We start from the raw sequence: 23,939 nt of genomic DNA, 5'->3' as shown, positions 1-23,939 counted from the left end.
TAACCCAGAAAGTTAACTTCAGCCAATTGATCTATTGGATGAGTGATTGATAAAATCATTCATAGCTTCAATTTCCCAGCCCATCCCATCAAAGGTCCTGAGGCAATAGACGACACCAAGGCCAAGATAACCAAGCCAATAAAGAGCGAATCAGAGACCAGCCCATACTCCAGTGCGATCAAGCCCAAAATAATATCCATACTCCCTCTAGTACTCAGTCCAAAACCAGTAATTATCGATTCTTTTCGTCCCACGTTGGCAAGTCGTCCACCCAGATAGGCTCCATAAAACTTGGTAAGCAATCCCACTATCACTACTACTCCCGTGACTCCCAAGTCAAAGCTTTCGATAAAATTGACTTTCAAGCCTATCGAAACAAAAAATATGGGAGCAAAGATATTATTGATAAACTGATGCAAAATCTCTTTGGCCTTCTCCGTCAGGTACTCCGAATCTCCCAGAGCCACACCAATGATAAATGCTCCAAAAATAGCGTGGATGCCTATAAACTCAGTAAAGGAAGCCGCCAGAAAGCAAGTCGCCAAAGAGAGGGAAAGCAAGCCTCCAGGCCAGGCCATTTTCTTGTTGACCCAGGGAAGGGTACGATTGATCAGCCCCTTGCCGGCTGTGAGCATGATCAGGGTAAATGCCAGTGTCAAGCCTATCGTCGGCCATACTCCCAGCCCTCCACTTCCAGACTCCGAAAGAGACAGTATCACAGAGAAAACAATCCAACCCAACACATCTACAATCATTGCTGCAGCGATGATGAGAAGGCCCGTTTGCGTCTTGAAAAGATTCAGGTCCATTAAGACTCTCGCCACTACTGCCAAAGCGGTAATACTGATCGCCAAACCGAAAAAGGTAGAAGCCACTATCCGGTCATTGATATTGACTCCCAAAAATTCGGGAAAGGCATAAGCGACTACGAAACCGGCAATAATTGGCAGCACCATCGAAGCCACTGCTATCCTCAGTGCATTTTTGCCCTGACTCCAGACAATCTGTAGCTCCACTTCCAGTCCTGCTATGAACAGCAGCAAAACCACTGAAATCTGCACAAATCCATCCAACGCAATATTGGACATCTCATGAGATCCAAATAGATACTCATGAAATCCGGGCATGAGTGAGCCCAAAATAGTAGGCCCCAAAACTATCCCTGCAAGGATCTCTCCCACGACTGCAGGCTGTTTGAGCTTTCTCGCTATTTCCGCAAAAATTCTGGCCATGATCAGCATGGCCGCAAGCTGGAGGAGGAGATTGATGACCTCCTTATGGTTGAGCGTTTCCATGGAGGTTTATTTTTTTACGATTAAAAGATTGCAAGGAAGTGTACTGAGCAACTCTTCCAAGTCATGAGGGAAAATGCGGTCAAAGAAATTCAATTTCCTTTCATCTCCTACCACCAAAAGTTTGGCATCCGTTTTTTCACAGAAGCGGGCCAATTCCACCGCCCATTTCCCTCCGGTCACTTTGATATTTATTTTCAAATTTCCTTTGTCAAGTTTATCTAAAATCTGCTCCACATAGTCTATCTCATTCTGCACAAGCTGCCTTCTGGTCTGCGCTATCTCCTCCTCCGAATCCTCACTGGCAGTCCCCATCTGAAGACCATACATTTTTATTTCATTCAGGATAGACACCTGATCTGCCAGGATGACCTGCGAAAACTTCAGCCCATGACGGATCACATCCGGTGTGATTTCCAGCTGCGTACCATTGATGACTACCCTGACAAACTCCGAAGTCTCCACTTTTGGTTCAATCAAGGTCAGTACCGAGCAGGGAGCTTTTCGAATGATCTTCCTCCCCACAGAGCCCATGTAGTATTTGAACAGTCCCTCTCGCTTGAGTGCGCCAGCCACAAGCAGATCCACTTTTTCCTCACGACAGGCTTGCAGGATCATTTTCACAGGTTTCCCTTCTTTCCAGAGTACCTTGACGCGTGGCTGATCGCAGTCATGCTTTGCCAGCAACTCAGCTAATTTTTTTTCCAATTCCGGGGTTTTGATCCCGACATGGATCAGCACCAATTCCGAATCAAAGGCCGTCACCAGTCGTTTGACCTCCGAAATGAGCGCTTCTATCCTCGGGGAAAAAGCAATGGCCAGGGCTATTTTAGTATACATAGGACTTCTTGGGTTCCCCTGAAATAAGTGAAATTTCGTAAGCTGTCCAACTAAAATTTTGTCCGGGCCACTTATCCAAGCTGGCCTCCATTTAAGCACAAATTGTACTTTCAGAAAAACAGACGCTCTATTTCTGCAGAAATTTTAATAAAATTCATGTATCCGATTTTGAAAAAAATCAACGAATCACAATTTCATAAAAACCAACCACCTATGAAAAAAACCTTACTTGGCTTTCTGTTGACAGCGAGTATGGGATGGTCGACGGCGGGATTTGCCCAGTCTGACTACCCTACACTCAGTCAACTCAATCAGCGACTCCAGCGAGTCAGTTCCGATGCATCGGCCACCCTCACCTCCCTCACCAAAACTGCCGGAGGAAAGGATATCTGGGCACTCAAAATCGGCACCGGAAATCTCGATTATAAACCAGCCATCGCCGTGGTAGGTGGAGTCGAGGGCTACGACGTGCTCAGCGTAGAGCTGGCCACACAGTTTGCAGAAAAACTCATCGCTGACCATTCGGAGGCATTGGAAAACACCACTTTTTACATTTTCCCCAATATGTCACCCGATGCATACGAGCAGTACCATGCATCTCTCAAATATGAAAGAAGAGGAAATGCTATCTCCGTGGATCATGACCGTGATGGAAGCCCGGGAGACAATGGCTATACTGACCTGAATGGCGACGGATTTATCACCCTCATGCGAGTAGAAGATCCCATGGGAGCATACACTATCTCCAAAGAAGACGAGCGGGTATTGGTCAAAGCAGACAGATCCAAAGGTGAAGCGGGACAGTATAGTCTCTATCCAGAAAGCCGGGACGATGACAAGGACGGCAAGTTTGCAGAAGACCTCAAAGAAGGCATCGCCTTCAATAAATCCCTAACTTATAAATTTCCGGTTTTTGAGCCTTTGGCAGGAGATATCCCAGTTTCTCAGCTAGAATCAAGGGCTCTATTGGACTATCTATTTGAGCAGTGGAACATCTTTGCTTTTGTCACTTTCTCTCCGGCAAACAACCTCTCATCTCCCCTAAAGTACAATGCTGGCAACGCCAGAAAACGGGTGGTCACTTCTATTCTGGAGCAAGATCAAGCGATCAATGCCATGGTCTCTGACATCTATAATGAGACGATCTCAGCCAAAGCCTACGAACAAACCAATCAGGGCACAGACGGGGACTTTTTCCAGTGGGCTTATTTCCATTTTGCTAGGTTGAGCTTCAGCACACCGGGCTACTGGACACCTGATTTCAAAGGAAAAACAGACAGTCAAGCTAATTTCTTGGCATGGGCAGACTCTTTGGGACAAGAAGATGTATTCATTCCTTGGACAGAGGTTTCCCATCCAGACTTTCCCGGGAAAAAAGTGGAAGTAGGCGGCATCAAGCCTTTTGCCATGAGCAATCCTCCCTATGAGCAAGTGGCGGAAATCGCCAACGAACATACCGAGTTCATTCTCAAACTGGCAGCTATCCAACCTTCACTGGAAGTTCAAAATCTAAAAATCGAATCAATAGGCAATGGCTTGACCCGCATTAGCTTGGATCTATTCAACAATTCCCCGCTACCGACTCATTCGGAAATGGGAGAGAGATCCAGATGGCTACGCAAAATCAGAGTCGATCTGGATGCTTCGGAAGATCGCCTGATCTCAGGTGAAAAAATCCAATTGATCGACGTGATTCCTGCCTATGGCAAAGAAAGCCTCAGCTGGATCATCAAAGGAAAAGGAGATGTGAAGCTAAAAGCAGGTGCATCTCATGCAGGTATCATCAATGCAACCTTTAAACTCTAAGCCAACGCCATGAAACTATTGACAAAAAAGAAAACCGTGCTAGCCTTGGCGATCAGTGCATTGAGCTTGGGTAGCCTCGAGACAAATGCCCAAGACAAGTTTTTCAAAGCGGTCGGCACACCGCATCTACCCAAAGTAGAAACAGCCTGGAATCGTTATCATACGTATGAAGGAATCGTCGATGTGATGCAAAAAATCGCAAAGGCATACCCTGAACTCACCAAAATCGAATCTATCGGTAAATCCTATGAAGGAAGAGACATCATGACTCTGACGATTACGGATTTCTCTACGGGTAAAGATACCGACAAACCAGGAATGTGGATCGATGGAAACATCCATTCCAATGAAGTACAAGGAGGAGAATTTGCACTCTACACGGCTTGGTACTTGACCGAAATGCACGCAGATACCAAATTCATCCAAGAACTACTCCGTGACAAAGCTTTCTATATCACTCCAACCATCAATCCAGATGCGCGGAATGATTTTTTCTTGGAGCCCAACACCGCCAATACTCCACGATCCGGCATGATCAAACTGGATAACGATGGGGATGGACTGGCCGGAGAGGATGAAATGGACGATCTAGACGGAGACGGACATATCACCATGATGATCCGCAAGTCGCCTACAGGTAGATTTATCAAAAATCCATTGGACCCGAGAAGGCTGATGCCTGTAGGACCTGATCAAGTCGGCGAATACGAAATGCTCGGGCAGGAAGGAACCGATCTAGACGGAGACGGTAGAGTCAATGACGATGACGTTGGCTACTATGATCCCAATAGAGACTGGGGCTGGAACTGGCAGCCAGATTACATTCAGCGAGGAGCGATGCGCTATCCATTTACACTACCGGAAAACCGTTCTGTCATGGAGTTTGTCGTCAAGCATCCAAATATCGCAGGAGCTCAAAGCTATCACAACAGTGGCGGAATGATCCTCAGAGGACCTGGCGCAGAAGAGGATGCCGACACCTACAATCGGGATGATATTCGCATCTATGACGCCATCGCCAAAACTGGCGAAGAGATGATGCCGGGCTATCGCTACCTGACTGTTTACAAAGACATGTATTCTGTCTTTGGAGGCGAACTGGATTGGTTCTATGGAAATAGAGGGATCTTTACTTACTCCAATGAACTGATGACTCCCTATTTGTATTTCCATCAAAATAGTGGCGGAAGAGGTCAGGACGATATGTACAAAGTCGATCAGCTTCTGACATTTGGAGATGCATTTGTCGAGTGGCACACCTATGATCACCCACAATACGGAGAAGTCGAAATCGGAGGGTTCAAAAAGACATTTGGACGGGCTCACCCTGGATTCCTCTTGGAGCAGGATGCGCATCGCAATGCCGCTTTCACGATCTATCATGCTTATCACACACCGAAGCTTTCTATCATTGACGTCAAAGAGGAAGATCTAGGAGGTGGTCTTAAAGCTATCACAGCCACCATTTTCAATGAACGCTTGATGCCTACTCACTCCTCTCAAGATGTAAAGCACAAAATAGAGCGACCAGACTACGTTTCTATTTCCGGAGCCAATGTGGTCGCTGGTTTTATCGTGGAAGACGAAGACTTCAAAAGATATGAGGAGCAAGTTCACTCTCCTGAGAAGATGGCTCTATCTAATATCCCAGGTATGGAAGGCGTGAAAGTACGCTGGATCGTCTCTGGCGGCAACAACTACAGCATCACCGTAGACTCTGCCAAAGGAGGCAAAGCCAGCTGGAAAAAGTAAAATCACCTCACTCAGACACATCAAAACCGACTCTTCTTTCAGGGTCGGTTTTATTTTTACCCATCACGTTTATACCTTTTCCTTATGAAAAAGAACTTCCTGATAGTCGCTTTCCTACTCCTCAGCTCCAGTATCTTAGCACAGCAGCCTAAAACAATATTGGTCGTCTACTATTCTTCATCTGGCAATACGCAACTCATGGCAGAGGCTATTGCAGAAGGGGCAACATCAGTTGAGGACGTGAAGGTCAAACTCTTAAGGACGGATGAAGCCTCAGAAAAAGACATTCTGGATGCGGATGCGATCATCATCGGATCCCCGGTTTACAATGCCTCCGTAGCTCCAGCTGTGATGGAGTATATCAACTCCTGGCCATTTGAGGGAAAACCACTCAAAAACAAGCTTGGAGCGGCATTTTCAACCGGAGGAGGCATTTCCATTGGTGAAGAATTAGTGCTGCAGCAATTGATCCAAGCGATGTTAATTCAAGGCATGATCATCGTCGGAGGAGATCAAACTGAGTCTGCATTCGGTGCTTCCGGCATTACTGGCGAAGCTCCATTTGACAAGGGAAAGCTTGCTCCCATTTTTTTGGAAAAGGGATTCGGTCTTGGGAAGAGAGTCGCCGAAGTGACTAAAAAATTCAATCCTTAGGATCTATTCAAAAAAGGCAAAAAAATAACCCCGCCTCAGACCAAGCGGGGTTACATTTTATAATTGGTTTAGTCTCAAAGGGCAGTGACAAATCTGTCGAAACCTTCAGCAGTAGAAACCTTGAAGCTGATGTTTGCTCCTGGCTTTTTGATGCTGTAGATTTTATGAAGTCCTTGAGGATTGTTTACTTTCTCAGTATGGATCAAGTGGTCTCCGTCAAAAATAGAAACTGTGATGTCTTTTGCATCTAGGTTGCTTACTAGCAATCTATATTGATTGTCGGAGATTTTAGATACTCTAGAGTATACAGTTGGAGCTTCAGCCACATAGTTTTCGAAAGTAGCTGTTCTCAATACACCAGACTGATCCAAAACTTCTACAGAATAAGTTCCTTTAGGAAGAGCAGTCAAATCATATCTTTTAGCAAAAGCTTCTTCTTTGACGATTCTGTCTCTTAGGACCAATCTGTTTTCATTGTCCGTGATTTTGACAATCACAGTACCTTGTGGCGCTTCAGATACAGCCACAGTTACTTTGGTAGGCTCAGACTGTCTGATTTCTACAGTCTTCTCTGTTCCTGTTGCAAAAGCTCCAGCTGCCATCCCGGCAACGAAAAGCAATGTCAATAATTTTTTCATAATAAATTGGTTTAATAGGTTCTTAGCAATTTGAAAGTGTAACCCAAAAAGGCATTTCCTTTTTTGGGGATATTTTGGGCTACAGGGTCCATCGGGTCTGATGGATTAGGTATTAATTACATTACAAAGGTAGCTTACGGAAGCTGAATTGCAAATGTTTCAATGAAATAATTGATTTATTTGATAATCATCAATGATAACGAGTATTTATTGAAAATATAACAATTTACTTCCGCTATCGATTGCGAAACACTAGTTATTATGCATACAATCGATTGATCAAAATATTATTTTGTAGAAAAAGCAAGCGCAGAATATTAAAAATATGAACTAGATTTTTATCCAGAGATCGCAATCGATTGTATGGGTGAAAAAAATTTTAAAATTTTTCAAAAAAATCAGAATGAGGGTTCAAAAAATACCTCAAAAACAAAAAAAGCGACCATTACAGCCGCTTCCAGTTCAAATATCCCCCGATTAATTCCTGCCCTTATCAATTGCTTTGGCTACCACCTGCTGATCAAAGGCACCCTTGAGCTCTACCACCATCAAGTCACCATCTTTGCCCCCTACCATGACTACAAGATCTGATATTTTCTTTCCTCCTTTGGAGAAAACCAGAATATCTCCTTCATCACTCATCTCCATCAAGAGATCATAGCGCTCTTTTTCCAAGCCCTTCTGCAAAGCCTTAAACTCCAACCGCCCCTCGTCCGCATGATCAGGTAATGTAAAAAAATTCAGACGCTCAATAGACTTGGCTACTGTGGCCATATCATCCTCGTCAATATCGATCTTAAACCCCTCAGCAAAATTCATGAAGTTGCCACCCAATTCAAGATGGAAGAAATCATCATCCCCTTTGTATTTCTCATAGAGTGTTTTCACGGATTTACTTTGTGCCTGGGCCGTGAATACAAAACCCAACATGGCAATCACAAACAATAGCTTTTTCATTTCTTTTATGGTTTAGTTTATTTATTTCTTCCCTTTTGGACCTTTCGACCCCTTACCGTACTGCTCCATCCCCGGAATCTCGGTATGCTCTGCCAGGAGATTTAAATCGTCATAGGTAAAGCTCCCGAGCATAGATAAGAGTGTAAAGTCCCTTGACTCTCCCGATATCATAAGGAGTTCCTTGACCAAGCCTCCCTCCTCTCTCACCAAAAACTTGAGCTTTGTACCCTTATCTTGGACATCCATCAGCTCTTCATATTTATTTTTAGTCAAAGTACCATAAGCTTCATTGTAAAGCTTCATGCCATCGACCTCTTCCGAGGAGAGTATTCGTATTCCCTTCACCTTTTGCAAGAGCACTCCCAAATCCTCAGACTCCTGCTCTTCTGCATTGCTTTTGAGGAAACCTCCCGCCATCTGCATCATTTTGGACGAGATATAAACTCGGCTAAACCTATCATCATCCATGTAGTTGGAGAAAAACTTCTGGATCGCATCATCTTGTGCCTGCACCTTTATTATAAAGGCGAACAACACCATCGGTATCAGGATTAACTTTTTCATAGCTCTTACTTTTCTTTCTTTTCAAATAAATCACCCGGAGTGCTGAGATACTTAAAATCACTCATCTTATCCATTTCTTGCTGCCCCTTGGACCAATTCTCCTGAATCAGAGAAAGCGCAGCCACTACTTCTTGGTATGCTTGCTCCTGCTGATGTCTTTCGTAAGCCCTCCAGCCCACAAAAGTGCCGATCAAAATTGCAACGGAAGCAGCCCAATTGAGCCAGGCAAACTTTCTCACCTTGGCAGATCTTCGAGGCATTTTCATCTGAGTTTCCTCGGAGGCATAGGCATCTATGACCCCAAACAGTTTCTTTTCAGCCTCAAAGCCCTCTGTCTGACTGAGCAAACCTCTCAACTCCTTCTCTTCCTCCAGGCTACTTTCAGCCTCCCAGTATTTATCCAATAATTGGTTCAATCTCGACTTCATGCTGTTGTTTGGTTGATTAATTGGTTGCGAATAGACTTCCTCGCCCGGTGCAAATTGACTTTTACCTGCTCCAGGCTGATCTCCAGATAGTCGGCTATTTCCTCATAGCTCAATCCTTCTACTTCTCTCAACTGAAATATTTCCTGCTGTTTCAGAGGAAGATTCTTCAAGAGCAGAAAGACTTGCGAAACGCGATCCTCCACTTCCTCAGAGACAGTTTCCGGGACCGGCACTGCCTCGAGACCATCCAACGTCAAGGTCTGACCCGACTTTCTGAAATACATCATGGCCTCGTTTTTCAGGCTTTTGACTAGCCACCCTACCAGATTGGGATGCTGCTGAAGCTCAGTTTCTCTTTCAAAAGAACGCTCGAAGACATTTTGGAGCACATCCTCCGCTATATCGCGGTCTTTGACCCAAAGCAATACCATCCGGTACATTTTGTTTCTGAGAGGCCAGATATGTCCTTCGAAAAATGACTTCATTCAGGTAGATGATGCAGTGACAAACGGAATGTTACACAATCTTGAGTTTTTTTTCAATTAATTAAAAAATCAGAAGCCGTGAGCCAGCCAGAGCGATTGCTTTCAAGCACTTAGGGTGGGGAACGATAAAATTCGAGAGAAAAATAGTATGCATGCAGACTATTTCTTACTTTGCATCAAGTAATTTTGAAATCAATGAAAGCAATCGAAATAAAAATAGAACGCATAAAAAAAGCCCTGAATTTCTTCAGGGCTTGTGGTGATGAGTGGACTCGAACCACCGACTCACGGATTTTCAGTCCGATGCTCTACCAACTGAGCTACATCACCGTTTCGTAAAGTGATGCAAAGGTAGGTATTAGACGTTTCGAACCAAATCATTTGCAGAAAAAAAATTCAATAAAATAGAAACAATTCGCTAATCTCATCACTATGAGCTTTTTACCTCAACTCGTATTTTTGATCATTTTAGGAGCGGCGAGCTACATATTGACCAAAAGGGTCATATTCCTGAAAAGAAATATTCTATTGGGAAAAGCCGAAACCCGAAATGACCAACCTGACAACCGGTGGAAGACCATGCTACTGGTGGCCTTTGGGCAAAAGAAGATGTTCAAAAGACTGATTCCGGCCGTGCTCCACCTCTTCATTTATGTGGGCTTTGTCGTGATCAATCTGGAAGTCTTGGAGTTTGTTTTAGACGGACTCTTTGGATCCCACAGATTGTTTGCGCCTATCTTGGGATCTGCCTATACCCTAGCGATGAACGTATTTGAGTTTCTTGCTGTGGCAGTTTTACTTGCCTGCCTCGTATTCCTAATCAGAAGAAACATCCTAAAAGTCGAACGATTCCAAAAGCCCGAAATGAAAGGATGGCCAGCGATGGACGGGAACCTGATCTTGGTCATCGAGTGCATTCTGATGGCAGCGATTTTGACTATGAATGCCACAGACCAAATCTTAGCTGCCAGGGGAATCGAGCATTACACGCTTTTAGGAACCCTGGCATTCAGCGCTCCGCTCCATGGGATATTTGACGGCATGTCCGACGGAACCTTGATTTTCATAGAGCGATTTGCATGGTGGTTTCATATCATTGGCATCCTAGCTTTTGCTATCTATGTCACCTATTCAAAGCACCTGCACATCTTCTTAGCCTTCCCAAACACGTGGTATACCAACCTCAAGCCTAAGGGTGAAATGGCCAACATGCCGGAAGTAACCAATGAAGTCAATATGATGCTGGGAATCCCATCGGAGACTTCTACTGATCCTCCCGCAGAGATCGGAAGATTTGGAGCCAAAGACATCAATGACCTCTCCTGGGTCAATGTCCTCAATGCCTACTCCTGTACAGAATGTGGCAGATGTACGGCAGAATGCCCTGCCAACCTGACCGGAAAACAGCTTTCTCCACGGAAAATCATGATGGACGTAAGGGACCGTGCGGAAGAGGTAGGTAAAAGTATGGATGCCGGTGGTCCTGGATTGGAAGACGGCAAATCACTTTTGGGAGACTATATTTCAAAAGAGGAAATCAATGCCTGTACCTCTTGCAACGCCTGCGTAGAAGCCTGCCCTGTCAATATCGACCCCTTGTCCATCATCTTGCAGATGCGCCGATATGTAGCCATGGAGGAATCCGGCTCACCAGCACAATGGAATGCCATGTTCCAAAATATGGAGACGAGCTTCTCCCCTTGGAAATTCAGTCCACAGGATCGCTTCAACTGGGCAGAATCTGTCAAAGAAGAAGAAATGAAGTGATTTCAGATAAAGAGCCTGACTCCACACATCAGGTTTCAATTTGATGAAAAAAAATAGTTAATAATATGTCAAGCTATACAGTCCCAACAATGGCCGAAATGGCCTCAAAAGGTGAAAGTCCAGAAGTTTTATTTTGGGTAGGTTGTGCAGGGTCTTTTGATGAGCGATACAAAGCTGTCACCCAAGCTTTCGTTAAAATATTGAACAAGGTCGGCGTTTCATTTGCCGTATTAGGACCAGAAGAAACCTGCACCGGTGATCCTGCGCGAAGAGCCGGGAATGAATTCCTCTTTCAGATGCAGGCTGTCGCCAATATCCAAGTCATGAATGGCTACGAGGTAAAAAAGGTCGTCACGGCTTGCCCTCACTGCTTCAATACCATAAAAAATGAATACCCAGCCCTAGGCGGAAACTACGAGGTGATTCACCATTCACAGTTCCTTCAGCAGCTGATCAACGAGGGCAAAGTAGCTCTCCAAGGTGGTGGTGAATTCAAAGGCAAGAAAATCACCTTTCATGATTCCTGCTATCTCGGCCGAGCCAACAATGTCTATGAAGCTCCCCGTGAGGTGATCAAAGCCCTCGATGTAGAATTGGTAGAAATGAAGCGCTGCCGTACCAAGGGACTATGCTGTGGGGCCGGTGGAGCCCAGATGTTCAAAGAACCAGAGCCCGGCAAAAAAGACATCAATGTAGAAAGAACTGAAGAGGCCCTGTCTACTGGCGCTTCAGCGATTGCGGTGGGGTGCCCTTTCTGTCTCACCATGATGACTGACGGAGTCAAAAACAAAGAAAAAGAAAACGAGGTCAAAGTCTATGATTTGGCAGAAATGATCGCCAAAGACATGGGAATTTGATCAAAATAAATTGAATCAATTAGACCCTTTTTGCCGTTAGGTAGAAAGGGTTTTTCTTTACCTAAAATTTCATTCATGTTTGTACCCTTTTCCTCAATGCCCGAATCCAGCCGAGTTTGGCTGTATCAATCCGAAAGAAAATTTCGTCCTGACGAAGTCGATTTCATCGTTGACAAATTGACTAGATTCTGCGAAGGCTGGAATGTACACGGCAATCCCCTTCCCACATCCTTTGATGTACTGGATGGACAGTTGATTGTACTTGCAGTGGACGAAACGCAGGCAGGAGCCTCTGGCTGCTCGATCGACAGCTCCGTCAGAACTCTCCGCGAAATCGAGAGTCAGCTTCAGATCGACTTGACCAATAGTGGAAAAGTCAGCTTCAAATCTTCAGAAGGATCCATTGAGGTCACTCCTGCTCTAGGGATCAAGTCAAAAGTGTTAGCGGGTGAAATTCAGGCAGAAACACCAATCATCAATCCGATGATACAGACCAAAGCGGATCTTTCAACCATTTGGATTTCCGCCGGAAATAGTTGGTTAAACAAATTCTTTCCAAATTAATTAGTAATATTCAGGATAGATCATTTCAGCGACCCGATGAAAAACAATTTTTTATGGACCATCATTTCAGTCACCTTTCTTTTAGGCTCATGCAAAAGCCTACAAGAGAAAGGAAATGACCAGTTTCTCTCAGGCCAATACCAGTATGCGATCGGCACCTTCTCTCAAATTCTGGATGAGGATCCAGAAAATCAGGAAGCCAATCGGATCGTTGCAGAAAGTTATCGCCTCTCCAATCGGGTCGAGCTCGCTTCTCCCTATTACGAAAAACTAGTTGAGGAAAGCCCTTCCTTTCAAAATTACTTCCACCTAGGCCAAAGCTTAAAAGCCCAGCAAAAAGACGAAGAAGCTAGAGCTGCTTTTGAAAAAGCCAAAGACTATACGCAAGATGAAAGCCTCCTTGCACAAACTCAGCGACAAATCGAGGCAATCAATCTTGCAGCAGGAATCGAAGAATACTGGCCCTATCATGAGCTAGTCAATTACAAAGATCTTAATACTGCTGGAGATGACTATGCTCCCATCGTCAGCGAAAATTTCTTCTATTTCACGAGTGCCAGACAAGCCTCAGGAATCTACGCAGCCACGGGCACTCCCTATACCAAGCTGTTCCGCGCCAGAGCTGAAGACCTCCGTGTGGATGTGAGTGGGATATCCGCTCTTCCGGAATTCCAAAACGAAGAAGGACTAAATCAAGCCGCAATGGCAATCAGTCCTGACGGCAATACGATTATCTATTCCAGAGGAAATTCCACTTCCCCCAAAGATTTGCCAGAAACAGCCCTGTTTGTCTCCTATTTCAGAGGAGGCGGATTTACGCAGCCTATCTGGATGCCAGTGAATGAAGATGAGTTTTGGTGGAACTCCACCCCTGCTTTCAGTCCAGATGGGGAAGCTCTGTATTTTGCATCCAACAGACCTGGGGGATACGGCGGAATCGACCTCTACAAAGCTACCAAACTTGCGAATGGAGACTTTGGAAATGCAGTCAACCTTGGCCCTACCATCAATACCCCAGGCAATGAATTATTCCCAAGAATGGCTCCTGATGGCAAATTTTTCTTCGCTTCGGATGGACATCCGGGCTATGGTAAGTTGGATATTTTCGTGGCTGAATCTGGAGAAAATGGTCAGCAAAAAATCATCAACCTGGGAGAGAATATCAATAGCATGGCAGATGATTTTGGAATTTTCTTCACCAATTACCCAAAAGAAGGATTTCTATCTTCCAACCGGGAAGGTGGTCAGGGAAATGATGATATTTACTCATTTGAGGACAAAACTCCCAAGCCGAAAATCATCAACGTATTGCTGACAGTGACTACCAAAGAGCGGGTAGCAGGCGAGCCAGATCAGATTTTGGAACAAGCCAGAGTGGTGCTTTATGATGGAAACAACAAACAAATCGGAGGTGATTTCTCCAACTCTACCGGGCGTGTCCGATTCACCATGGAGCCTCAGGCAGATTATACGATTATCGCTTCCAAAAACGGTTATTTCTCCAAATCCATTCCTTACACCACACGTGGCAAGACTCCTGATCCAGCGACTTTGGTGCAGGATGTGACCAATGTGTCTCTGGACACTACCTTGGTCTTGGATCAATTGATTTTAGACAAATCCATCATTTTGGAAAACATCTACTACGATCTAGACAAAGCGGATATCCGAGCTGATGCAGCGGTAGAACTGGACAAACTAGTCCAAATCCTAAAAGACAATCCGGCCATTCGCATCGAGTTGAGCTCCCATACGGACGATAGGTCTTCCGACGAATACAATCAAAACTTGTCCCAAAGAAGGGCTCAATCTGCGGTAGATTACATAGTCTCTCAAGGTATCGCTGCCGATCGTTTGGTAGCCAAAGGCTACGGCGAGTCTCAGCTGATCATCCAAAATGCCACTACAGAAGAGGAGCACCAAGTCAATCGTAGAACCGAGTTTAAGGTGATTGAGATTAAGGAGTAGTAGTTATGCCCCATGTCCGATGCTTGGGCACTAAATTTTGGACGGAAGCCCGGAGACGGGAGACTGAAGAGATTGTGCTTGATTCCCGTTGACCGAAGTCGGATGCTTGGTACTTTGTACATTGTACCTGGTACTATTTCCTAGACGGAAGACCGAAGCGGGGACCAATATCAAAGGTTGGTAAACAAAAATATCAGGAATACTTCCTCCTCGTTTCAATCTTCTGTTTTTGACGATCCCAAAGTGCTCGAGCGAGGTCGGAAGAGACCATTTCTGGATCAGACTCATTTAGGATTTTCTTTAGCTTTCCTTCTCCCAAGTCTATGCGATAGCAGATCTGAAGCAACCGCTCAAAATCCCGATTGAGCATCATTTCTATTGCTTTGGAAAGTATACGGACATAGTCATCCTCTGAAGTACCTACGTCCACTTGCGGCAATTCTACTTCCTTTTGAAACAACTCAAACGCCGCCTGGGATACTGGCGTCACTTCCTTCTTTTCTTCCATAAGATCAAAAAAGCCCCGAATCAGTCGGGGCTTTCATTTTAAGATTCTTTTTCTTCTGATTCTTCAGAAGACTCATCTGACTCCTGCAAGACTTCCGGAGCCTGAACGCGGATGATTTTGTACCAAGAGATCAGCTTCTTGATATCTGAGGTGTATACTCTATCCTCATCTACATCAGGTAGGACGTGCTTCATAAATGCCCGAAGCTCGGTATCATCTGGATTGGCATCTAGCCCCAAGTCACCTTCAAATTCCGTTTCAATTTTCTGCATTACCGCTTCCAAAGGCTCTGCTCCCTCTTCAGTCAGCGTGTAGATCGAAATATCGCTTAAGATGGAAACCCGATGAGACATCCCCGCCACCAATTTGGCTTTTTTGGAATCCATGCTCTCTAGGATCACGCCTGTTCTCGAAGGCTTCAATACTTTGTACAATCCGGGCTTGCCGGATACTGTCGCTATGTCTTTAAAATTCATTCTACTTTAATTTTCAGCTTGCAAATATAGAATTTGAGATCAAATTCGCTCTTCATTTTCATATTCATTCACCAGCCCTTCCAAGAAGGCCAGCAACTCCTCCTTCCCTTCACCTGTCTCAGAGCTGGTTATGAAAAAGTCCGGAGTCTCCTCAAATACCTCCCGCATCTTTTTGAGAAATTTCTGGATATTCTGCTGGGTCTTATTCTTGGACTGCTTATCTGCTTTGGTAAAAACAATCGCAGTGGGCACTCCCTCGGTCCCGCACCACAGCAAAAATTCCAAATCAATGCGCTGAGGCTCCAGACGGCTGTCGATCAGGACAAAGACACCGCAGAGATTTTCACGTTTGGTCAGGTACGTACTGATCATCTGCTCCCAACCCTGCTTGACTTTGACATTTACTTTGGCGAAGCCATAGCCTGGCAAATCCACCAAAAACCAACGGTCATCTATTTTGAAATGATTGATCAATTGAGTTTTTCCAGGCTTTTGAGAGGTCTTGGCCAATTCCTTTTTGTTGCACAGCATATTGATCAGGGAGCTTTTGCCGACATTGGATCTGCCGATGAAGGCGATCTCTGCCCGATCAGGTTTGGGGCAATTTCCTGGATTGGTATTGGAGACTACAAATTCTGCTTTGTGGATCATGATTTTTGAGTTCGGCACAAAAATAAGGCTTTATTCTTTGACATTCGACTAGGGAAGCTTCCCAACATTTTTCGATTCCTCGGGTTTCTTGAGTAATATTGCATCCCATTAGATCGAAAAGTGATGTCTGTCGTCCCCTACAAAGATAAAGAAGACCCTAAAAAAGCCCAGGTGGCTGAGATGTTCAATAACATCAGCCCGAAGTATGATTTGCTCAATCATGTACTCAGCATGGGCATCGATATCATCTGGAGAAAAAAAGCGATCAAGATGCTTCAAAAGCATCAGCCTAAGCTGATTTTAGATATCGCAACTGGAACAGGTGACTTTGCAATCGAAGCTTTGGCGCTGAATCCTGACAAAATCATCGGTGTAGATATTTCCGAAGGGATGCTTTCCGAAGGCAGAAAAAAAATGGAAAAACGAGGTCTCCAGGACAAAATCGAAATGCAGCTTGGAGATTCCGAAGGATTGCTTTTTGAGGATAATAAGTTTGATGCAGTCATCGTTTCTTTTGGTGTCAGAAACTTCGAAAATTTGGAAAAAGGCCTTGCGGATATGTACCGAGTCCTGAAGCCAGGAGGTAAGACTGTCATTCTGGAATTCAGCAAACCCAAAGCCTTCCCGATGAAGCAAGCTTACTCCTTTTATTCCAACACCATTTTGCCTCAAGTAGGAAAGATTGTATCCAAGGACAATTCTGCGTATACTTATCTTCCCGAATCCGTACAGGCATTTCCAGATGGACAGGATTTTCTGGCGGTATTGAAAAAGGTAGGATTTCACAGCACTGTATGCAAACCACTCACTTTTGGAATCAGCTCGATCTATGTAGGGGAAAAATAATCCCCCTACTCTTCGTAGCTTTTCTTGGCACTTCCAGCTATTCTTTTGGACAGGGACTTTTTGGGCTGACCAGTACTTCTGGCTCGGACCATAAGACGATTTCCTACGGTTTCTTTTTAGCAGGACACAATAGCACCTACCGCATCGAATACACCGATGCCTTCATGGATGCCAATAATCCTGCATCCCCAAATGTCCGAGCGATTTTCCCCAAATATTCTCCGGGGTTTTCACTAGGTTTCATCGGTATGCTCCGCTTTCACGACCAGATGCAATTGCTCTTCACTCCGAAAATCGGATTCTATGAGTTCAATACGGAAGTGGAGTATTTCAATGATCAGATAGATTTAGAAATAGTAGGTGGAGATCTCGTAGTAGGTCAGGAAAACCTAGGTAAAACCATTAATTACACCTCTGAGGCGACGCTAATCGAGCTCCCGCTACTTTTCAAATATCGCTCAGTCCGATTCAACAATACCCGGATGTATTTGTTGGGGGGAGGTAGCTATCAGTTTCGCACCAAAACCCAAGAGGAAGCCAATCTGGAAGACATAGTGACCACCGGACAGGATTTCACTATTGAGATGGGGATGGGATTTGAGATCTATTTCAAGTTTTTCAAGTTTGCTCCAGAGATTCGTTTTTCACATGGGCTCAACAACCTCTACCAGGCTGAAAACACCCATCCGGACATCCAAAACGCAATCGAATCTATCCGAAGAAAAACAATCACCATCTACCTGAATTTCCAGTAAGCGGGATTTTTGAAGGGAATTAGATTCACCCGAACTTCCGTCTTCTTTCTTCTCTCCCTCAAAACAAAGGGAAGAGGGATTGTGGGACAAAAACACTCAATTCTGTTTAAGTTTTCTCTTTTCCTGTAACTTCAACACATGGAAAGAAAAATAGCAATGGTCACCGGAGCGACTTCAGGAATAGGAAAAGCCTGTGCGCTTATCTTGGCCAAGAATGGATATCATATCATCGCCACGGGGAGAAGGTCCGATCGCCTCGACGGACTGAAGAGTGAGGTTCCTGATGGAATCGAAGTTCTTCCCCTTGTGTTTGATGTGAGAGACAAAGAAGCCGTTTTCAAGTTGATCGAAAACCTTCCTGATTCGTGGAAAAATATTGACCTCCTCATCAATAATGCAGGAAATGCACACGGCATGGACCCGATCCAAACGGGAAGTCTGGACGATTGGGATGCTATGATGGACATCAATGTCAAAGGTCTTCTGTATGTTTCCAAAGCGGTGATCCCCGGTATGACAGCCCGCAAATCTGGCATGATCATCAATATAGGCTCTATTGCCGGCAAGGAAGTCTATCCCAACGGAAATGTGTATTGCGGCTCCAAACATGCTGTAGACGCGATCACCAAAGGCATGCGGATTGACCTCAATCCTTACGGGATCAAAGTCATCGGAATCCACCCTGGCTTAGTAGAGACTGAGTTTTCTGTGGTAAGATTCAAAGGAGATGAAGAACGTGCCGAAAAAGTCTATCAAGGCTTTGAGCCACTGCTTGCGCAAGACATAGCGGAAATCGTAGAGTTCTGCGTCAATCGGCCTTCTCACGTAGTATTGGCAGACATTCTCGTACTTCCTACCGCTCAAGCGACTGCTACTACAGTCCATAAAAATCTGTAAAATGAAAAATTTACTGTTCCCCGCCCTCCTTCTGACCCTAGCTTGTTCTTCCCCCAAAAGCGAACAAGAGATTTTTTCAGAACAGCAACGCGAAGTATTGGACCCTATCAAAAAACCAGATCTCGAGCCGACACTTTCTGCCTTAGAGCAGCAATTGATCGATCAAGGGATGACAAATGTAAAAGACGCCATCCCAGGGATCATGGTTGAGCTCAAATACTCCACTACTGACAATTTTTTTGGCATGGATGTCTATGGTGATCTCACCGAGGCTTATCTGCAGCCCATCGTAGTGGAGCAGCTCAAAAAAGCCCAGGAAATGCTTCAATCAGAACATCCAACCTACACCTTACTCATCTACGACGGAGTCAGACCCCGATCTGTGCAGCAGATCCTTTGGGACAACCTCGACAAGCCAGATAGTCTCAAGCCTCTCTATGTCGCCAACCCAGAAGAAGGAAGTCTTCACAATTTCGGAGTTGCCATCGATTTGACTATCTATGACACAGCGGCAGATAGCACACTGGATATGGGGACGACTTATGACTTCTTTGGATATCCGGCCTATCCTGACCGGGAGGAGCAGATGCTTTTGGAGAAAAAGCTGCAACTAAAGCACATCGCCAATAGAAGCATTCTTCGCAAAGTCATGAAAGCGAATGGTTTTTCCGGAATCGGCTCGGAATGGTGGCATTTCAATGCCTATTCCCGAAAAGAAGCCGGTGAGAAATTTAAAATTGTAGAATAGAGGCAGGAAGTTGGAGCTTTGGAAGCTGGAAGATGAAAAAGCCTAAACGACTCTAAATGAAAAAACCTCCCGACAGCATCGGGAGGTTTTTGGTGGTTAGTGGTAGTTAAAATTTATACGACACGCTCAAGCGGGCATTTCTTGGTGGATCAGTCTGCCAGTTGTAGGCATTGAGCCAAGCATAATAAGAACCGCTGTACAAGTACTCATCCAGTAGGTTGAATACATTCAGATTTACCTTGAAATTGCCTTTGCCATAGAATACTCCTGCATCGACTTTGGTGTATGTAGGCAACACCTGCTCAGGATCTGGTGATGGATCCCAGTAGGTTTCTCTTCCTCCCATGACAGTCAGCCCTGCCGAGAATCCCAAGCCTTCCAAAACTCCATCTTGGATGCTGTATCCCAGCCAAGTATTGAATACATGTTTGGCATAACCCGGAATGATATCTCCTTCTTCAATGATCTCCACTCCTGGAGTCACATCTGTGACACGAGAGTCTGTATAAGCATAATTCAAAACGGTATTCAAGCCAGGAAGAATGGTCCCTTTCAGGTCAAATTCAAAACCTTTGGCCGTCTTCTCTCCCAATTCAACACTCAAGCCGGAATTAGGCGGGCTATTGGGATCTGCTGTCAATTCATTTCTCTTCACGATTTGATAGATTGCTACAGTGGTATTCCATTTCTTGTCAAACCAATCACGCTTGATTCCCAATTCCATATTGTTTCCCGTAATGGGTTTCACATCATCCCCACTTGCGAGAGTGCCAGACTGTGGATTGAAAGCCTGATCATACAAGGCATACACCGAGGTATTAGGAGTGACAGATGCACTCAAGCCGATTCTTGGAGAAAATCTACTGGCAGTATTTGGCGCTCCACCATAGGCCGCTTGAGAAATATCCGTATAGCGACCTGCTAGTGTCAGTCTTATTTTGTCCTGTATGAAAGCCAACTCATCCTGCAAATAGAAGGAGCTATATCGCTGATCGATGGTACTCGCTCTCTGCTCGATCGGAGTGCTATAGTCAAAGTTTGGATAGCCGTTGACAGGCGCGCCTAGGTATGGATTTAGCGGATCAAATTCAGCTCCGACAGAATCTAGCATATGGTATTGGTTCCAGTCAGCCCAATAGGCTTTATTGGACATATCTAAGCCGGTGAGGATTTTGTGTCTGACTCCTCCCGTGTGAAATTCACCATTCAAAAACACCTGTGCCATGGTCATTTTACTCAATGCTTCCCAGCTGGATACAGCACGGAGCATAGTTCCATCAGGATTTACTGAAGCTGGCCACATCGAGGAGCCTTCTTGATTGTAGAGCATATGGGAAGCCTGTGCGGTCAATTTCCAATTCGGTGAAAAATCGTGCTGTAGATTCACCAAGAAACTGTGGTCGTTGATTTTCGTACCTGGCATCCCTACAGGAAGTTGGGTAGACTCTACGGGCAATGTCCCAAAACCAAATGGGGAAAAGACATAATAAGACCCCACATCACTCATATTGGCACGCTGGTAGACGTATTCAAAAGTCACCAATGTACTCGGCTGTACACGGTAGCTGATTACCGGAGCGATGGTATATCTATTATTGTACTCATTGGCACGATGCGATTTCTTTTGCTGACCAGCGACATTGAGGCGATAGAGGAGCTTGCCATCCTGACTCAACTTCCCATCCAAATCCACGGCTGTTCTGTACAGATCAAAACTACCGACCGTAAACGAAACCTCACCCTGCGTCTGACCAGTTGGTTTTTTGGTCACGACATTGTAGAGTCCACTTCCATCTCCAGAAGAAAGCATAAAACCTGCCGGTCCCTTGACAAACTCAATCCGCTCTACAAAACTCATATCCTCGGTCAATGGCCCCCAATACGATGTCACGATATTGAAGCCATTTCTCATAGCCTGAATCTGCGATCCTCTTGCTGAAATATTGGTATACAAATCTCCCCAGTGCTCCATCCTAACGGCGCCACTGACATTTCTGACCAGTCCATCACTCATGCTGATCACCTGCTGATCATGAAGCAAGTCTCCATTGATGACCTGAATATTTTGAGGTACTTCGATGAGAGGTGAATTGACCCTCAAGGAAGAGGACACTCTCGTCTCATTGTAGTTTTCACGAGCTCCCGAAACCAAGATCTCTTCCAAGTCTCCTGAGCTTTCTGACAAGCTGAAATTGACTACCGCCGCTTGCCCAGCTGTGACAGTCACATTTTTCTCTTGGGTATCCAAGCCCACAAAAGAAGCCACTACGGTGTAAGAGCCTGGATTCAAACCGCCGATTTCAAAGCCTCCCGAAGAATTGGTGATGGATCCTTTGGAAGTTCCTTTGAGCAATACACTGACGAATTCGACGGGATTGCCGTCTGCAGTTTCTACTTTTCCTTGGATTTTACCCTTGCTTTGCGCTAATATTGCCTCGCAAACCAGCAGGAAAATCAAAACCGATGAGTATATTTTTCTCATGTCTGTTTGGTGTTTTTATTTAGATTGAATACAAATAACAAAAATCGACAGCAAAGATGGGGGTGGATTTTTAAAAATCAAATGACTGTTTAGAATTTTTCTAAATAATGTTAAAAATTCGATTCTTCTCAGCCGAGTGCACCGATTCAGCTTTTCCCTCAGCTATTTTATCCCAAGTATTTCATGTCATTGACCAAGTATTTTACTTTTTATCTCCTAGTCATCACTTTAGGTCTAATAAGCTCTTGCATCAGTAAGACGAAGATTTTCCCCAAAATCAACTGTCATGTCTGCATGAGTCAAACCGACGGAATCCTTCTGCTTCCCCTGAGCTGGGAGCCAAGTTTCAGAACACTCAGTATAGCACAGCAAAATGAATTGGAAGAAATGATCCTCTCCAATCTCCGGGAGCAGGGTTTTGAAAAAGTAGAACTGCTGGACCGACTGGACTACGAGCTACTCAAAGCAGGCATCAAAGATCTCAATGATCCCGTTCAGAGAGCCGAACTTCATACAGGCTTAGGATATCCCTATCTCCTGGGATTGAGTTTGGGCGAAGCAGAATGGAATGGGCAATGGCAGCTTCAAGACAAAAATGACTTAAACTCTCCTACCTATTGGGAAAGCGATGAGTCAGTTTCTGCCTTCCTCAGGCTCGCACTGATCGATACACATAGTGCCGATATTTTGGCAGATTATGTCATCCAAACTACTCAAAACGGAATACCCATTCCTATCGGAGATGAAGAATCAATGGACCTCAATTTCGGTTCGATTTCCCAAGCCATCACCATTGCCACCCGCAAAGGCATGCGTCATCTGATAGAGGATTGTGGTTGCTGATTTAGCCTTGCCATAAGCTCAATTTCCGACGGGAATATTACCTTTGCATTTGGACAAAAAATCAAGCGCATCGTGTACAAATCCCTGCTCAAACCTCTCTTTTTTCTAAAGAAACCGGAGGACGCTCATCATTTTACTGTAGATCTGACCAGGTTTTCTTTCAATTTTCCGATTGTTTCTTCTATCGTAAGAGCGAGCTTCAAATTGGATGATCCCAGATTGGAAAGGGAAGTTTTCGGACTGAAATTTAAAAACCCCGTTGGCTTAGCAGCAGGATTTGACAAGGATGCCAAACTGATCGACGAGATGGCCATGCTAGGTTTCGGTTTTATCGAAATCGGCACTTTGACACCCAAACCACAAGATGGCAATCCAAAACCAAGATTGTTCAGGCTCCCTCAGGATGAAGCTTTGATCAACCGAATGGGCTTCAACAACGGTGGAGTCTTAGCTGCCGTCGAAAGGCTCAAAAAGCGAAAATCAGATGTGCTAGTTGGCGGAAACATCGGCAAAAACAAAAACACTCCCAACGAAAAAGCAGTAGATGACTACCTGATCTGCCTCGATGCGTTACATCCCTATGTCGACTATTTTGTGGTCAATGTCAGCTCGCCAAACACTCCCAACCTGAGAGATCTCCAAGAGAAAGAACCACTCAAAGCGCTTTTGACTGCTGTAAAGACAGCCAATGACTCCAAAAGTCACCCAAAACCAATCCTGCTCAAAATCGCCCCTGACTTGACAGATGGCCAGCTCGATGATATCATAGAAATCGTGCGTGAAACCAACATCGACGGAGTGATCGCAACCAACACCACCATTGACCGGAGTCAACTGCAAACGGACAAAAATGAAGTAGAAGCCATCGGTGCAGGAGGAGTGAGTGGCAAAGTTCTGAAAAAAAGAAGCACTGAAGTAATCCGCTATTTATCAGAAAAGTCCAACAAAGCCTTTCCCATCATCGGCGTGGGAGGAATCTACTCCCCAGAGGATGCCATCGAAAAATTAGAAGCAGGCGCCAGCTTGGTACAAGTTTATTCAGGCATGATTTATGAAGGACCAGGACTGATCAAGCGCATCAAAAAGGGATTATTGGCTTATTTTTCAAGGTAATTAGCCTAAATTCCCCATTAGCCTTAACTATTCATCGGATCTAGACTT

The 23,939-nt window shown here is 44.9% G+C and carries 24 protein-coding genes and 1 tRNA gene; 13 read left to right on the top strand and 12 right to left on the bottom strand.

What is annotated here, in order from left to right:
• Window positions 1-59: 59 nt before the first annotated feature.
• Window positions 60-1,295, bottom strand: a complete 1,236-nt coding sequence (locus G460_RS0109660; protein ID WP_026955165.1) for a cation:proton antiporter — start codon at window positions 1,293-1,295, stop codon at window positions 60-62.
• 6 nt (window positions 1,296-1,301) lie between these two features.
• Window positions 1,302-2,132 carry a universal stress protein gene (locus G460_RS0109655; RefSeq protein ID WP_026955164.1) on the bottom strand — a complete coding sequence of 277 codons (831 nt, stop codon included), beginning with the start codon at window positions 2,130-2,132 and terminating at the stop codon, window positions 1,302-1,304.
• Between the two features lie 213 nt (window positions 2,133-2,345).
• On the opposite strand from G460_RS0109655, the gene G460_RS0109645 reads away from it, so the two are divergent.
• From G460_RS0109645 to G460_RS0109635, 3 genes are all read left to right on the top strand, one after another.
• Complete coding sequence (locus G460_RS0109645) at window positions 2,346-3,938, top strand: M14 family metallopeptidase (protein ID WP_026955163.1); 1,593 nt, start codon at window positions 2,346-2,348, stop codon at window positions 3,936-3,938.
• Between the two features lie 9 nt (window positions 3,939-3,947).
• Window positions 3,948-5,690 (top strand): M14 family metallopeptidase, encoded by a 1,743-nt coding sequence (locus G460_RS0109640; RefSeq protein WP_035464281.1) that lies wholly within the window; start codon window positions 3,948-3,950, stop codon window positions 5,688-5,690.
• A gap of 84 nt (window positions 5,691-5,774) precedes the next feature.
• Entirely contained in the window at window positions 5,775-6,344 is a 570-nt protein-coding gene (locus G460_RS0109635) for a flavodoxin family protein (RefSeq protein ID WP_035464279.1), read from the top strand.
• Window positions 6,345-6,418: 74 nt separating this feature from the next.
• Here G460_RS0109635 and G460_RS21710 read toward each other — a convergent pair whose 3' ends face one another.
• The 6 genes from G460_RS21710 to G460_RS0109595 form a co-directional block, all read right to left on the bottom strand.
• Window positions 6,419-6,982, bottom strand: coding sequence for a hypothetical protein (locus G460_RS21710; RefSeq protein ID WP_051315996.1), 564 nt, complete (start codon window positions 6,980-6,982; stop codon window positions 6,419-6,421).
• A gap of 477 nt (window positions 6,983-7,459) precedes the next feature.
• Window positions 7,460-7,939, bottom strand: coding sequence for a DUF4252 domain-containing protein (locus tag G460_RS0109620; protein ID WP_026955160.1), 480 nt, complete (start codon window positions 7,937-7,939; stop codon window positions 7,460-7,462).
• 21 nt (window positions 7,940-7,960) lie between these two features.
• Entirely contained in the window at window positions 7,961-8,503 is a 543-nt protein-coding gene (locus tag G460_RS0109615; protein WP_026955159.1) for a DUF4252 domain-containing protein, read from the bottom strand.
• A gap of 5 nt (window positions 8,504-8,508) precedes the next feature.
• Window positions 8,509-8,931 carry a hypothetical protein gene (locus G460_RS0109610; protein WP_026955158.1) on the bottom strand — a complete coding sequence of 141 codons (423 nt, stop codon included), beginning with the start codon at window positions 8,929-8,931 and terminating at the stop codon, window positions 8,509-8,511.
• Complete coding sequence (locus G460_RS0109605; protein WP_026955157.1) at window positions 8,928-9,416, bottom strand: RNA polymerase sigma factor; 489 nt, start codon at window positions 9,414-9,416, stop codon at window positions 8,928-8,930. The genes G460_RS0109610 and G460_RS0109605 overlap by 4 nt, the downstream gene beginning before the upstream one ends.
• A 257-nt stretch (window positions 9,417-9,673) precedes the next feature.
• Window positions 9,674-9,746, bottom strand: a tRNA-Phe gene (locus G460_RS0109595).
• 102 nt (window positions 9,747-9,848) lie between these two features.
• Here G460_RS0109595 and G460_RS0109590 point away from each other — a divergent pair.
• The 4 genes from G460_RS0109590 to G460_RS0109575 all read left to right on the top strand — a co-directional run bounded on the left by G460_RS0109590 (window position 9,849) and on the right by G460_RS0109575 (window position 14,572).
• The gene (locus tag G460_RS0109590) at window positions 9,849-11,183 is read left to right on the top strand and encodes a 4Fe-4S dicluster domain-containing protein (protein ID WP_026955156.1); all 1,335 of its coding nucleotides are present in this window, start codon (window positions 9,849-9,851) and stop codon (window positions 11,181-11,183) included.
• 65 nt (window positions 11,184-11,248) lie between these two features.
• Window positions 11,249-12,040 carry a (Fe-S)-binding protein gene (locus tag G460_RS0109585; protein WP_026955155.1) on the top strand — a complete coding sequence of 264 codons (792 nt, stop codon included), beginning with the start codon at window positions 11,249-11,251 and terminating at the stop codon, window positions 12,038-12,040.
• 75 nt (window positions 12,041-12,115) lie between these two features.
• On the top strand, window positions 12,116-12,604 hold the full coding sequence (locus G460_RS0109580) for a hypothetical protein (protein WP_026955154.1): 489 nt from the start codon (window positions 12,116-12,118) through the stop codon (window positions 12,602-12,604).
• Window positions 12,605-12,640: 36 nt separating this feature from the next.
• Window positions 12,641-14,572: a CHU_0125 family OmpA-like outer membrane integrity protein gene (locus tag G460_RS0109575; protein WP_026955153.1), complete on the top strand. Its 1,932-nt coding sequence runs from the start codon at window positions 12,641-12,643 to the stop codon at window positions 14,570-14,572.
• 193 nt (window positions 14,573-14,765) lie between these two features.
• Here G460_RS0109575 and G460_RS0109570 read toward each other — a convergent pair whose 3' ends face one another.
• Genes G460_RS0109570 through yihA form a run of 3 tightly spaced genes read right to left on the bottom strand, consistent with a single transcriptional unit; the run spans window position 14,766 to window position 16,207 of the window.
• The gene (locus G460_RS0109570; protein ID WP_026955152.1) at window positions 14,766-15,080 is read right to left on the bottom strand and encodes a hypothetical protein; all 315 of its coding nucleotides are present in this window, start codon (window positions 15,078-15,080) and stop codon (window positions 14,766-14,768) included.
• A gap of 38 nt (window positions 15,081-15,118) precedes the next feature.
• Entirely contained in the window at window positions 15,119-15,556 is a 438-nt protein-coding gene (locus G460_RS0109565) for a DUF5606 family protein (RefSeq protein ID WP_026955151.1), read from the bottom strand.
• Between the two features lie 39 nt (window positions 15,557-15,595).
• On the bottom strand, window positions 15,596-16,207 hold the full coding sequence (gene yihA / locus G460_RS0109560; RefSeq protein WP_026955150.1) for a ribosome biogenesis GTP-binding protein YihA/YsxC: 612 nt from the start codon (window positions 16,205-16,207) through the stop codon (window positions 15,596-15,598).
• 123 nt (window positions 16,208-16,330) lie between these two features.
• Here yihA and ubiE point away from each other — a divergent pair, with 123 nt between their 5' ends.
• The 4 genes from ubiE (at window position 16,331) to G460_RS0109540 (ending at window position 19,453) form a co-directional block, all read left to right on the top strand.
• Complete coding sequence (gene ubiE, locus G460_RS0109555) at window positions 16,331-17,053, top strand: bifunctional demethylmenaquinone methyltransferase/2-methoxy-6-polyprenyl-1,4-benzoquinol methylase UbiE (protein ID WP_026955149.1); 723 nt, start codon at window positions 16,331-16,333, stop codon at window positions 17,051-17,053.
• Window positions 17,002-17,808: a type IX secretion/gliding motility protein PorT/SprT gene (gene porT, locus G460_RS0109550; RefSeq protein ID WP_026955148.1), complete on the top strand. Its 807-nt coding sequence runs from the start codon at window positions 17,002-17,004 to the stop codon at window positions 17,806-17,808. The genes ubiE and porT overlap by 52 nt, the downstream gene beginning before the upstream one ends.
• A 138-nt stretch (window positions 17,809-17,946) precedes the next feature.
• Complete coding sequence (locus tag G460_RS0109545; protein ID WP_026955147.1) at window positions 17,947-18,705, top strand: SDR family NAD(P)-dependent oxidoreductase; 759 nt, start codon at window positions 17,947-17,949, stop codon at window positions 18,703-18,705.
• A gap of 1 nt (window position 18,706) precedes the next feature.
• Window positions 18,707-19,453 carry a M15 family metallopeptidase gene (locus tag G460_RS0109540; RefSeq protein WP_026955146.1) on the top strand — a complete coding sequence of 249 codons (747 nt, stop codon included), beginning with the start codon at window positions 18,707-18,709 and terminating at the stop codon, window positions 19,451-19,453.
• Between the two features lie 106 nt (window positions 19,454-19,559).
• On the opposite strand, the gene G460_RS0109535 is transcribed toward G460_RS0109540, so the two are convergent.
• Window positions 19,560-21,935, bottom strand: a complete 2,376-nt coding sequence (locus G460_RS0109535) for a TonB-dependent receptor (RefSeq protein WP_026955145.1) — start codon at window positions 21,933-21,935, stop codon at window positions 19,560-19,562.
• A gap of 294 nt (window positions 21,936-22,229) precedes the next feature.
• On the opposite strand from G460_RS0109535, the gene G460_RS0109530 reads away from it, so the two are divergent.
• Together G460_RS0109530 and G460_RS0109525 are read left to right on the top strand one after the other, a co-directional pair.
• Complete coding sequence (locus G460_RS0109530; protein WP_026955144.1) at window positions 22,230-22,778, top strand: hypothetical protein; 549 nt, start codon at window positions 22,230-22,232, stop codon at window positions 22,776-22,778.
• A 72-nt stretch (window positions 22,779-22,850) separates the two neighbouring features.
• Window positions 22,851-23,891, top strand: coding sequence for a quinone-dependent dihydroorotate dehydrogenase (locus G460_RS0109525; protein ID WP_026955143.1), 1,041 nt, complete (start codon window positions 22,851-22,853; stop codon window positions 23,889-23,891).
• Window positions 23,892-23,939 lie beyond the last annotated feature (48 nt).

The sequence above is a fragment of the Algoriphagus vanfongensis DSM 17529 genome (assembly GCF_000429465.1).
Lineage (GTDB): Bacteria > Bacteroidota > Bacteroidia > Cytophagales > Cyclobacteriaceae > Algoriphagus > Algoriphagus vanfongensis.
The sequence above is the reverse complement of the archived record's forward strand: the minus strand, read 5'-3'. Positions and strand labels throughout refer to the sequence as shown.

Excerpts from the sequence above, each read along its gene's own strand:
- G460_RS0109660 (WP_026955165.1), bottom strand. The coding sequence starts at position 1,295 with ATGGAAACGCTCAACCATAAGGAGGTCATCAATCTCCTCCTCCAGCTT.
- G460_RS0109655 (WP_026955164.1), bottom strand. The coding sequence starts at position 2,132 with ATGTATACTAAAATAGCCCTGGCCATTGCTTTTTCCCCGAGGATAGAA.
- G460_RS0109645 (WP_026955163.1), top strand. The coding sequence starts at position 2,346 with ATGAAAAAAACCTTACTTGGCTTTCTGTTGACAGCGAGTATGGGATGG.
- G460_RS0109640 (WP_035464281.1), top strand. The coding sequence starts at position 3,948 with ATGAAACTATTGACAAAAAAGAAAACCGTGCTAGCCTTGGCGATCAGT.
- G460_RS0109635 (WP_035464279.1), top strand. The coding sequence starts at position 5,775 with ATGAAAAAGAACTTCCTGATAGTCGCTTTCCTACTCCTCAGCTCCAGT.
- G460_RS21710 (WP_051315996.1), bottom strand. The coding sequence starts at position 6,982 with ATGAAAAAATTATTGACATTGCTTTTCGTTGCCGGGATGGCAGCTGGA.
- G460_RS0109620 (WP_026955160.1), bottom strand. The coding sequence starts at position 7,939 with ATGAAAAAGCTATTGTTTGTGATTGCCATGTTGGGTTTTGTATTCACG.
- G460_RS0109615 (WP_026955159.1), bottom strand. The coding sequence starts at position 8,503 with ATGAAAAAGTTAATCCTGATACCGATGGTGTTGTTCGCCTTTATAATA.
- G460_RS0109610 (WP_026955158.1), bottom strand. The coding sequence starts at position 8,931 with ATGAAGTCGAGATTGAACCAATTATTGGATAAATACTGGGAGGCTGAA.
- G460_RS0109605 (WP_026955157.1), bottom strand. The coding sequence starts at position 9,416 with ATGAAGTCATTTTTCGAAGGACATATCTGGCCTCTCAGAAACAAAATG.
- G460_RS0109590 (WP_026955156.1), top strand. The coding sequence starts at position 9,849 with ATGAGCTTTTTACCTCAACTCGTATTTTTGATCATTTTAGGAGCGGCG.
- G460_RS0109585 (WP_026955155.1), top strand. The coding sequence starts at position 11,249 with ATGTCAAGCTATACAGTCCCAACAATGGCCGAAATGGCCTCAAAAGGT.
- G460_RS0109580 (WP_026955154.1), top strand. The coding sequence starts at position 12,116 with ATGTTTGTACCCTTTTCCTCAATGCCCGAATCCAGCCGAGTTTGGCTG.
- G460_RS0109575 (WP_026955153.1), top strand. The coding sequence starts at position 12,641 with ATGAAAAACAATTTTTTATGGACCATCATTTCAGTCACCTTTCTTTTA.
- G460_RS0109570 (WP_026955152.1), bottom strand. The coding sequence starts at position 15,080 with ATGGAAGAAAAGAAGGAAGTGACGCCAGTATCCCAGGCGGCGTTTGAG.
- G460_RS0109565 (WP_026955151.1), bottom strand. The coding sequence starts at position 15,556 with ATGAATTTTAAAGACATAGCGACAGTATCCGGCAAGCCCGGATTGTAC.
- yihA (WP_026955150.1), bottom strand. The coding sequence starts at position 16,207 with ATGATCCACAAAGCAGAATTTGTAGTCTCCAATACCAATCCAGGAAAT.
- ubiE (WP_026955149.1), top strand. The coding sequence starts at position 16,331 with ATGTCTGTCGTCCCCTACAAAGATAAAGAAGACCCTAAAAAAGCCCAG.
- porT (WP_026955148.1), top strand. The coding sequence starts at position 17,002 with ATGCAAACCACTCACTTTTGGAATCAGCTCGATCTATGTAGGGGAAAA.
- G460_RS0109545 (WP_026955147.1), top strand. The coding sequence starts at position 17,947 with ATGGAAAGAAAAATAGCAATGGTCACCGGAGCGACTTCAGGAATAGGA.
- G460_RS0109540 (WP_026955146.1), top strand. The coding sequence starts at position 18,707 with ATGAAAAATTTACTGTTCCCCGCCCTCCTTCTGACCCTAGCTTGTTCT.
- G460_RS0109535 (WP_026955145.1), bottom strand. The coding sequence starts at position 21,935 with ATGAGAAAAATATACTCATCGGTTTTGATTTTCCTGCTGGTTTGCGAG.
- G460_RS0109530 (WP_026955144.1), top strand. The coding sequence starts at position 22,230 with ATGAGTCAAACCGACGGAATCCTTCTGCTTCCCCTGAGCTGGGAGCCA.